The sequence below is a fragment of the Chitinophaga sp. genome (assembly GCF_036566945.1).
Taxonomy (GTDB): Bacteria; Bacteroidota; Bacteroidia; order Chitinophagales; family Chitinophagaceae; genus Chitinophaga.
Genome location: NZ_DATCVJ010000159.1, coordinates 1 through 8230, shown reverse-complemented (window position 1 = coordinate 8230; position 8230 = coordinate 1). Strand labels below are relative to the sequence as shown.

The 8230-nt window shown below is 45.3% G+C and carries 8 protein-coding genes; 2 read left to right on the top strand and 6 right to left on the bottom strand.

The annotated features are described in order from the left end of the window. Positions 1 to 204: 204 nt before the first annotated feature. From VIP81_RS04690 to VIP81_RS04680, 3 genes are all read right to left on the bottom strand, one after another. Positions 205 to 1158 carry a bifunctional helix-turn-helix transcriptional regulator/GNAT family N-acetyltransferase gene (locus VIP81_RS04690; RefSeq protein ID WP_331957319.1) on the bottom strand — a complete coding sequence of 318 codons (954 nt, stop codon included), beginning with the start codon at positions 1156 to 1158 and terminating at the stop codon, positions 205 to 207. Positions 1159 to 1232: 74 nt separating this feature from the next. After that, the gene (locus VIP81_RS04685) at positions 1233 to 2159 is read right to left on the bottom strand and encodes an AraC family transcriptional regulator (protein WP_331957318.1); all 927 of its coding nucleotides are present in this window, start codon (positions 2157 to 2159) and stop codon (positions 1233 to 1235) included. Positions 2160 to 2418: 259 nt separating this feature from the next. After that, complete coding sequence (locus VIP81_RS04680) at positions 2419 to 2667, bottom strand: hypothetical protein (protein WP_331957317.1); 249 nt, start codon at positions 2665 to 2667, stop codon at positions 2419 to 2421. A 171-nt stretch (positions 2668 to 2838) separates the two neighbouring features. Between VIP81_RS04680 and VIP81_RS04675 the strand changes: the two genes are divergently transcribed. Further along, on the top strand, positions 2839 to 4068 hold the full coding sequence (locus VIP81_RS04675; protein ID WP_331957316.1) for a thioredoxin family protein: 1230 nt from the start codon (positions 2839 to 2841) through the stop codon (positions 4066 to 4068). Positions 4069 to 4158: 90 nt separating this feature from the next. Here the strand turns inward: VIP81_RS04675 and VIP81_RS04670 are convergent, their stop codons facing one another. After that, positions 4159 to 5190 carry a 1,4-beta-xylanase gene (locus tag VIP81_RS04670; RefSeq protein WP_331957315.1) on the bottom strand — a complete coding sequence of 344 codons (1032 nt, stop codon included), beginning with the start codon at positions 5188 to 5190 and terminating at the stop codon, positions 4159 to 4161. 89 nt (positions 5191 to 5279) lie between these two features. On the opposite strand from VIP81_RS04670, the gene VIP81_RS04665 reads away from it, so the two are divergent. After that, on the top strand, positions 5280 to 6740 hold the full coding sequence (locus VIP81_RS04665; protein ID WP_331957314.1) for a hypothetical protein: 1461 nt from the start codon (positions 5280 to 5282) through the stop codon (positions 6738 to 6740). Here the strand turns inward: VIP81_RS04665 and VIP81_RS04660 are convergent. After that, positions 6720 to 7832, bottom strand: a complete 1113-nt coding sequence (locus VIP81_RS04660; protein WP_331957313.1) for a FecR family protein — start codon at positions 7830 to 7832, stop codon at positions 6720 to 6722. The genes VIP81_RS04665 and VIP81_RS04660 overlap by 21 nt on opposite strands. 65 nt (positions 7833 to 7897) lie before the next feature. Next, positions 7898 to 8230, bottom strand: a 333-nt coding sequence (locus VIP81_RS04655) for a sigma-70 family RNA polymerase sigma factor (protein ID WP_331957312.1), incomplete at its 5' end; no start/stop codon positions are given.

Genomic DNA, 8230 nt, shown 5'->3' with positions numbered 1-8230 from the left:
TGTTCTTGAGTTTTTAATTTTTTTGCATAACGTGGTCTGACAGCCTGCTTCATAGGAAAAGCGTTCCGCCCTCAGGCCACTAATATACGGCTCCATTTTAATAATCCTATCCCTCTTCATTTATTAGTGACATCGCCATTTAACGGATAAAAAAATGGCCTCCTGTTACAGACGACCATTTACTTATATTTTGAGTAGTGTTGCTTATTTCAGCAGGAGCTCCATTTGTATATTCGCCCGTTCATAAGGAGTAGGCCGGCCGGCTACTTTTTTAAAGCCCAGCTTTTCATATAATTTGATAGCTGGTTTTAAAATGGTATTGCTTTCCAGGTAAATATTCCGGGCACCGAGGGCGGTCGCTTTCTGCACAATCGCCTGCCCGAGTAACCACCCTATACTTTTTCCCTGAGCTTTGGGAGACACCGCCATTTTAGCCAGTTCATAATCGTAGTCCGGATCATCCATCTTTATTAATGCGCAAACCCCTACCGGTTCGTCGTTGTAGAGGGCCACGAAAATATGTCCTCCTTTCTTCAGGATATATCCTTCGGGGTTATCCAGCGATTTATAATCTGTTTCTTCCATCTTAAACCAGGTGGAAATCCATTCTTCATTTAATGCTTTGAAAGCGGTTTTATATGTAGGGCTGTAATCCACGATCTGCACATGGCCTGCTTCCCGCTTCTTTCGCTGTTCTCTTACCCTATCTAACAGGGATTGCTGCTGCAGGAGGTATTCCCATTCCTGTATGGCTTTCCACAAGTCGTGGGAGGCCTGCGCAGAAATGGCTTCTACGGCGCTGCCTACGTCGATGAGCTGATCTTTGAGCTTTATATTAATATCGGTGCCCTTTTGTGTGAGGCTTACCATGTTTCTTCGTCCGTCGGTTTTATCTTTTTTCTCTGCTACCAGGCCTTTCTTCCTCATTTCCGTAATGATTTTGCTCACAGAAGGATGTGAGTGCCCTATTTCCTGGGCGATAGCTGTAATCGTTTTCTCTTCTCCTGCTGATAATACATAGAATACAGGAAACCATTTGGGCTGTAGCGGGGTGTCGTACAGTTTAAAGATCTGTGCGGCATCTTCTGTGATGGTTTCTGTTAACATACGCAGTCTGCTGCCAAGCGCTGCCTTTCCGGTTTTATTAAAGAATTCCATATTGTAGCTAATTACGTAATCAGTTACGCAAATATAGGAATAATTTTAAAACGGAGCATTCTGTCCGGGGCTTATTATTTAAAGCAAATCAGCTGATAGGTTCCGGGGGTAATGCCTTCGGCGCTGCGGAACAGCCGGATGAAGTAGTTGGTATCATTAAACCCGCACTGCAGGCTTACCTGGCTCACGGTATTATTCCGGTCGGCCAGCAGTTGCTTCGCCAGCTTCAGTCTTTCCCTGTTAATATACTGCAGTGGCGTGATCCCAAATTGCTCTTTAAACCACTTAAAGAAAATGTTACGGCTCAGGTATGCTTTGCGGCAAAGGGCATCTATGGGAATATTCTCCGTTAAGTGTTCATGAATGTAATGCAGCACAAAATGGAAGCGGGTATTATTACTGTGCGTATTCCTTTCGCCGGCGACCAGCTCCAGGTGCTGGCTTTGCAGGATGCGGATCAGCAGTTCCTTCATGTTCAGGTCCGCATAAATATCCCTGCCCGGGTCCGGGCTACGGCAAATGCGGATCAGTTTATTGATCAGCTCCGTTACGTCGGCATCGTTGCTGAAATGATATTTATTAAACTGCAGGCGCCAGTCGTTTTTCTCTGAAGGTTCGCTGTTGTAGTAGTCGTTGAGATATACTAAGGTATTGCGGATATAGTCTTCTTTCACCGAGAGGGCGATACATTGCGTAGGGTTATCGGCAGCGGCTTCCGGGAAATCGATGATCATGGTTTCGTTGGCCGGTACAATCACGGATTCACCGGGCTGGTAGTCAAAGGCTGCCTGCCCGGGCAGATGCATGATCTTTTTGCCCTGCACCATACTGCTAATAATGAAATCGCCGAAAGTGAGCGGCACCCGATAGGCTTGCTCATAGCTTTCAAAGACGTTTAATTCGCAATTGTTGGAATTAAACACACGCCGGCTCTCTACCAGACGTTGCAGGTATTTTGGATGAGTAAGGTCGATCTGCTGCACATAGTGTTTTACCGGCATGGACGGAAGTTTTACCAATAACAATTTAGCACTATTTCCCTGATCACCGAAAAACAGGTACAAATGTGCTATAGAAAGATACAATATTTAACGACCAGATGCATATTGTTTTGCATATTTAGGCCCGATAACGGAAACCATGATAGTTTAAGTAACATCCACCAAGGATCAGATCACAGAGTGTTTACAATCAACAGAGGCGGTATCTTGATAGTGTACCGCCTCATTTATTTATTCGGGCTCCTGCCCGGGTGAGTGGCTAGTCGTTAGCAATCCGTATATACTTCGTTTCCCAGATGGCATAGTCCACCGAAGCAATGTGGCCATAAGGTTTCAACACCAATGTATCTTTTATAAAATGATAATCACTGGAATCGGCATCATTGAAAATGATCAGGTTAAGGTTGGGGACATCGTACATTTCAGCTACTCCCAGTTTAAACGTACCGGTTTGGTCTGCAATGCCGATGCTGTGCACAAAATAGGTATAATCCTTTTCTAGCTGCAAGCGCGCGCCGGTTCCATCGGAAATGAAAACGCACATCGCTATCGCCCGCAAGGCGGTGGTCTGGCGGCTTTCGGCGAACTTATCTTGTCAAATAATTTCCAGTGCCCGCCGGTTTTCTTCCGGAACTGCGTTAAATTAGTGGGTAAGAATCAAACCAACAAACCAAGCATTATGAAAAAACTTCTTCTCCTTTCCTTCCTGTTACCCTTACTGGCGGTAGCACAGGACAAAGGAATCCATTTTGAACATGGCACGTCCTGGGCTGATGTACAAGCCAAAGCCAAAGCGGAAAACAAATACATTTTCATGGACTGTTTCACCACCTGGTGCGGCCCCTGCAAATTTATGTCCGCCAACATTTTCCCACAGGAAAAAGTAGGCAGCTTTATGAATGATAAATACATCAGCGTAAAAGTGCAGATGGACCAGACCGCAAAAGATAATGAAGACGTAAAAAACTGGTATGCATCTGCCAAAGAAATTGAAAAAAATTACAGCATCCGTGCCTACCCTACTTTCCTGGTATTTGCGCCGGATGGTCACATTGTAGACCGCCAGGTAGGTGGTGCCGAAGCGGATCAGTTTATTGAAAGATGCCAAGCGTCTCTGAACCCTGCTACCCAGTATTACACACAGCTCGACAAATTCAAAAAAGGACAGAAAGACACTGCCTTCTTACGCCAACTGGCTTACCTCGCGCTGGATAAATACGATCAGGAAAATGCAGCGGAAATCGCCAGACTTTACCTGAGCCAGCAGAAAGATTTGTATACGCCTGCGAACCTCCAGTTCCTCGGTAAATTTACGCAAAGCAGCAAGGACGTAGGTTTTGATATGTTCCTGCACCATGCCGACAAAGTAGATAAAGTACTGGGCGCCGGTAAAGCAGCAGACAAAGTGATGGAAATAGTTGCCAAAGAAGACGTGTATCCTCAGCTGATGAAAAAAGACGGCAGCGCGCCTGACTGGGCCGCACTGGAAACAAGTCTGACCGCCAAATACCCTGCCATTGCGGAAGAACTGATCCTGAAAACCAAAGTACAATATTATAGCTATGTCAAAGATGCGAACAATGCCGTGACTAACATTGTTGCCTATATGAAAAAATATGGCCACAAAGCAGATCCACAGGCATTGAATGAATATGCCTGGACCATCTTTGAAAAATGTAATGATATGCAGTGTATAGAACAGGCCCTGGAATGGAGCAAACGCTCATTCAAAGACGCTGAAATCCCTGCTTTCATGGATACCTATGCTAACCTGCTGTATAAATCCGGCAAAAAAGACGATGCCCTGGCATGGGAAGAAAAAGCCATGAACAAAGCCGCCGGCGATGAGAAAAAGAATTACGAAACTACCCTGGAGAAAATGAAGAAGGGCGAAAAATACTGGGAATAGCAGACCTGCTGCCCAAAAGAAACCGGTTCATGAAAAGCTGTATGGCGATTCATGAACCGGTTTTTGTTTTATGACTCTTTGTAGTTAAAACTATCGATTCATCTGCTTAATAAAAAAGGTTTCTTCTTCATCGAAGGGCGATCCATCCGCACGAAATATATCATGATACCACAGTGCCGGCTCGGCTTCTCCCCCTTTATTTCCCTGTGGATAGTTGGTTTGTGTTTTGCCGGCGACCAATCCCCAGTTGATGGCGCCCACGTTATTGGTTTTGAAAATCGGAAGATGCGTGGCAAAGGTACTACCATTGGGGCGTTTCATATACTCCGTACACACGATGGGGCGTTTGTATGATTTTAGTGTATCTATGGCCGTTAGTAGTGAAGTAGTATCGCGGTAGTTATGAAAGGTGATCACATCTGAGTTGTCCAGCTGAAACTGATTGAAAGCCACGAAGTCTTTATTCCATATACCGATGGTGACGGGCTGCGAAGGTCGTATGGCCCTTGCCCAGCTGACTACATTTCTTAGTAGTGGCCAGCTTTTGTCACCATGCCCAAAATGGCCGGGTTCATTATAAAGATCCCACATGCAAATGCGATCATCGTTTTTAAAAGTGGTCAGTACATCTTTTACATACCATTCCAGGGTATCCATCAGCGCGGGGCTGTTATCGATGTAGCTACCGGGATCTTTGAGCCAGCCACTGTTGTGTACTCCTGGGATGGGCGGCGGTTGTACACCTGCATGATACTGATCTCTCCAGCAGTCGTCGAAAAAAACGAAGATGGTTTTAATATGGTAAGCTGCGGCGATGCGGAGGTATTGTTTTACCCTGTTTTTAAACCCGTCAGCATCTTCCTGCCAGGCCACGTGGTGCAGGTATACCCGCATGGTATTAAAGCCTATTTCCTGCGCATAACCCAGTTCCTGTTGAATGGTAGCCGGGTCAAAGGTGGCTTCCTGCCACATTTCCAGTTGATTTACGGCGGTAGCCGGAATGAAGTTGGCACCGGTCATCCAGGGCTGTTGTGCATACCAATCGTTGGCTTTATCTGCCGGCCATGGCGCTTGTGCGTAAAGGTTGGTGCTGAATAGTAACAGTACAGCGATTGCTTTCATATTAAGTTAATATTATCATTTGTTGTTTTGCTAAAATGGATAAATAATTACCGGAGAGGGGCAGTAAATTATTCAACAACCCTACCCGTATGTCAACTACTTTTCCCTCTTTTGTATTATCTAAGGATAATCGTGCTTATTTGCTGGTGGCCGTTATTGGCGCAATAATACAGCTAATCATTTTCAAGTTATGTTATCCTTTTGCGGATTTCTTTTCGGATTCGTACAGTTATATTTATGCAGCAGCGGCCAGATACGACGTAAACATATGGCCGATTGGCTATTCGAAATTCCTGTTGCTGTTCCGGCACATCACCTCTTCGGATACTGCGGTAGTGGCCTTCCAATACCTGTTTGGACAACTGATTGCATTGTACTTTTTCTTTACGCTATTGTATTTTTATCCCCCCTCGCGTCGGGTTAGTATCATCATTTTTGTATGTCTTTTTTTCAATCCATTGCTGTTATATTTAAGCAATTATATTTCCAGTGATGCGCTTTTTCTGGGTCTTAGTTTATTATGGGTGGTGCAGTTGCTTTGGATCATTCACCGACCGCGCACTTACCAGATTTTCGTGCATGCGTTGCTGATAGCTGCGCTATTTACGCTGCGATACAATGCGATGTTTTATCCGCTGATCAGTGCCATTGCGTTGTTGCTATCAAAGCGCGCCATGCTTTGGAAATTGTCGGGTATTGCATTACCACTTGTGTTAATATTGTTGTTTGTCCGCCATACAAAGAACAGCGCTTATGCGTTAACCGGCACGCGGCAGTTTTCCATATTTGGTGGCTGGCAGCTGGCCAATAATGCGTTGTACATGTATCCGTTTATTACAGAGAACGGGCAAGCACCAGTGGAGTGCCGGGAATTTGATCAAACGGTAAAACGCTTTTTCGGGAAGTACCCTGAACAGGCGAAAACCGTGTCTCCCCGCGATGGAGCGTTTTATATTAAATTTCCCCAGGCGCCATTGAAGCAATATTTAGCAGACCATGTTAACTACGACCAGGACAGCACTAATGGCATTGCTTCCTGGGGGGCTGTAGCGCCCATTTATGGCAGTTACGGCAAGTTTTTAACACGGCGTCACCCGTTTGCTTTTGCCAGGTATTTTTTACTGCCGAATGTGCTTAATTATTGCCTCCCTCCGTTGGAAAAACTTGAAGTGTATAACCTGGGTAAAGAAGAGGTATCTCCGATGGCGGCCAGATGGTTTCACTATCGCAGCACACATGTAAATGTGATCTCCTTAAACATCCAGGGAGCCATCCTGTTGCTGTTTCCCGGCATCTTCCTGGTGGTGAATCTCTTCTTTATCTGGACGCTGATTTTATGGATCAAAACCAGGCATACCCGGATAAAAGACGATGCTTTTCAGCCAGCATTGCTTATCATTGGTATGTTGTTACTGGTAAACTTTGGGTTCAGTGTACTGGCCTCTCCTATTGTATTACGGTACCAGGTACTTCCCATGATCTGCTGCTTTTCCTTTTCGCTGCTGATGGCAGAACGGCAAGGTATGTTTTCACCGGCTCCAGGGTCTTAAATGCAGGGTACTGTCTTTATCAAAATAATACTCTGCATACCGGGAGAATTTCAATCCTTCCAGGAAGCTGACGACCGGCTTATTGCGATTAATGGAGCCGGTAAATGCTTTTTCGTGTCCGGCTTTACTATCCAGCTGTACCGGGATACCGTAGAACCGGTGAATCAGCATGGCCACTTCTTCTACGGAGGCATTGTTGAACAAATGTAGTCCCTCTCGCCATGCCAGCACATCATCTGCATCGTATTTATAAGTAGTCAGTCCTTTTGCTGTGGTGGACTCGGAAACATAGCCTGGTTTTAGGTAAGCAGTATCACTGTCTGTCTTCACTTTTACGGCACCTTTTACCAAGGCCACTTTTACTTTGCTGCTATCATAAGTATTCACGTTAAATTCCGTACCCAGTACCTGTATGGTAGCCCCTGGGAGATGCACCAAAAAAGGTTGGTTTGCTGCGGCGGCTATCTTCATATATGCTTCTCCCCGGATGGTGATTTCCCTGGTATGTCCATTAAATGACATGGGAAAAAGCAACTGAGTTTCGGCGTTCAGCTGTATTTCAGAACCATCGGGCAGGTGCACGGTATAGTCCTTTCCTGCTGGTACCGTGATCGTAGCATATTGCAGCTGTGTAGTATTATTGATAAAGTGTAGCTGTTTATGCTGATTATTCAGCGCCGCACCACCTGCCTGCACCTGTCCCTGCTGACTACTCAGGTCAATGATTTGTCCGCCGGAAAGTTGTAATTTAATATTTCCCTTATTGGTAGCGAAGGTCGGCGTTGGCATGATTTGTTTTGGCTTAATAAAAAGGAATCCTAACACCACTAACACAAACACCAGGGAGAGTCCTCTGATGCTTCCGTTAATAATTCTTTGTTGCTTTCTGCGGCGAATAGCTTTCCACACATCATCCGGTCCCCAGCTGCTGGCGGTCTTTTGCTGGAAGGTGGCATGCAGCTCCGCATAGAGATCCGCTGCCTCCTGATCATCCCGGATCATGCGACTTAATTCGGCTTTTTCATCTTCCCGGATTTTACCGGAAATCTCAAAAAGTACCAGTTGGGTTAGATATTCTTTATCAGTTTTCATAGTCAATTCTATGTATAAGGAACAAAAAGCATAAACAGGTACTATCAGGATTAAAAAATTATTAATTAAAGTTGCTTCAGGTTATTCCGAAGTTCCTTCAATGCGGTGAGCACCTGATTTTTCACTGTTTGTAACCCAATACCTCTTCTGGCGGCAATCTCTTTCTGGCTGATGCCTTCCAGGTATTGCATTTCAAATACTGCTCTGCTGGCGGGAGCAATACTATTGATGGCATGGCGGAGACGGATCCCCAGCTCTTTGTTCTCCAGCTCGGCCGGATGAATGAAGATCTCTCTGACATAGGCGTATTGTTGCTGGCGTTTCTTCGTATTCTTTTCCAACCTGATGACATTCAGGCAATAATTTCTGATGGCGCCGTAAAGATAGTTCCTTAACGA

Excerpts from the sequence above, each read along its gene's own strand:
- VIP81_RS04665 (WP_331957314.1), top strand. The coding sequence starts at position 5,280 with ATGTCAACTACTTTTCCCTCTTTTGTATTATCTAAGGATAATCGTGCT.
- VIP81_RS04670 (WP_331957315.1), bottom strand. The coding sequence starts at position 5,190 with ATGAAAGCAATCGCTGTACTGTTACTATTCAGCACCAACCTTTACGCA.
- VIP81_RS04690 (WP_331957319.1), bottom strand. The coding sequence starts at position 1,158 with ATGGAATTCTTTAATAAAACCGGAAAGGCAGCGCTTGGCAGCAGACTG.
- VIP81_RS04675 (WP_331957316.1), top strand. The coding sequence starts at position 2,839 with ATGAAAAAACTTCTTCTCCTTTCCTTCCTGTTACCCTTACTGGCGGTA.
- VIP81_RS04660 (WP_331957313.1), bottom strand. The coding sequence starts at position 7,832 with ATGAAAACTGATAAAGAATATCTAACCCAACTGGTACTTTTTGAGATT.
- VIP81_RS04685 (WP_331957318.1), bottom strand. The coding sequence starts at position 2,159 with ATGCCGGTAAAACACTATGTGCAGCAGATCGACCTTACTCATCCAAAA.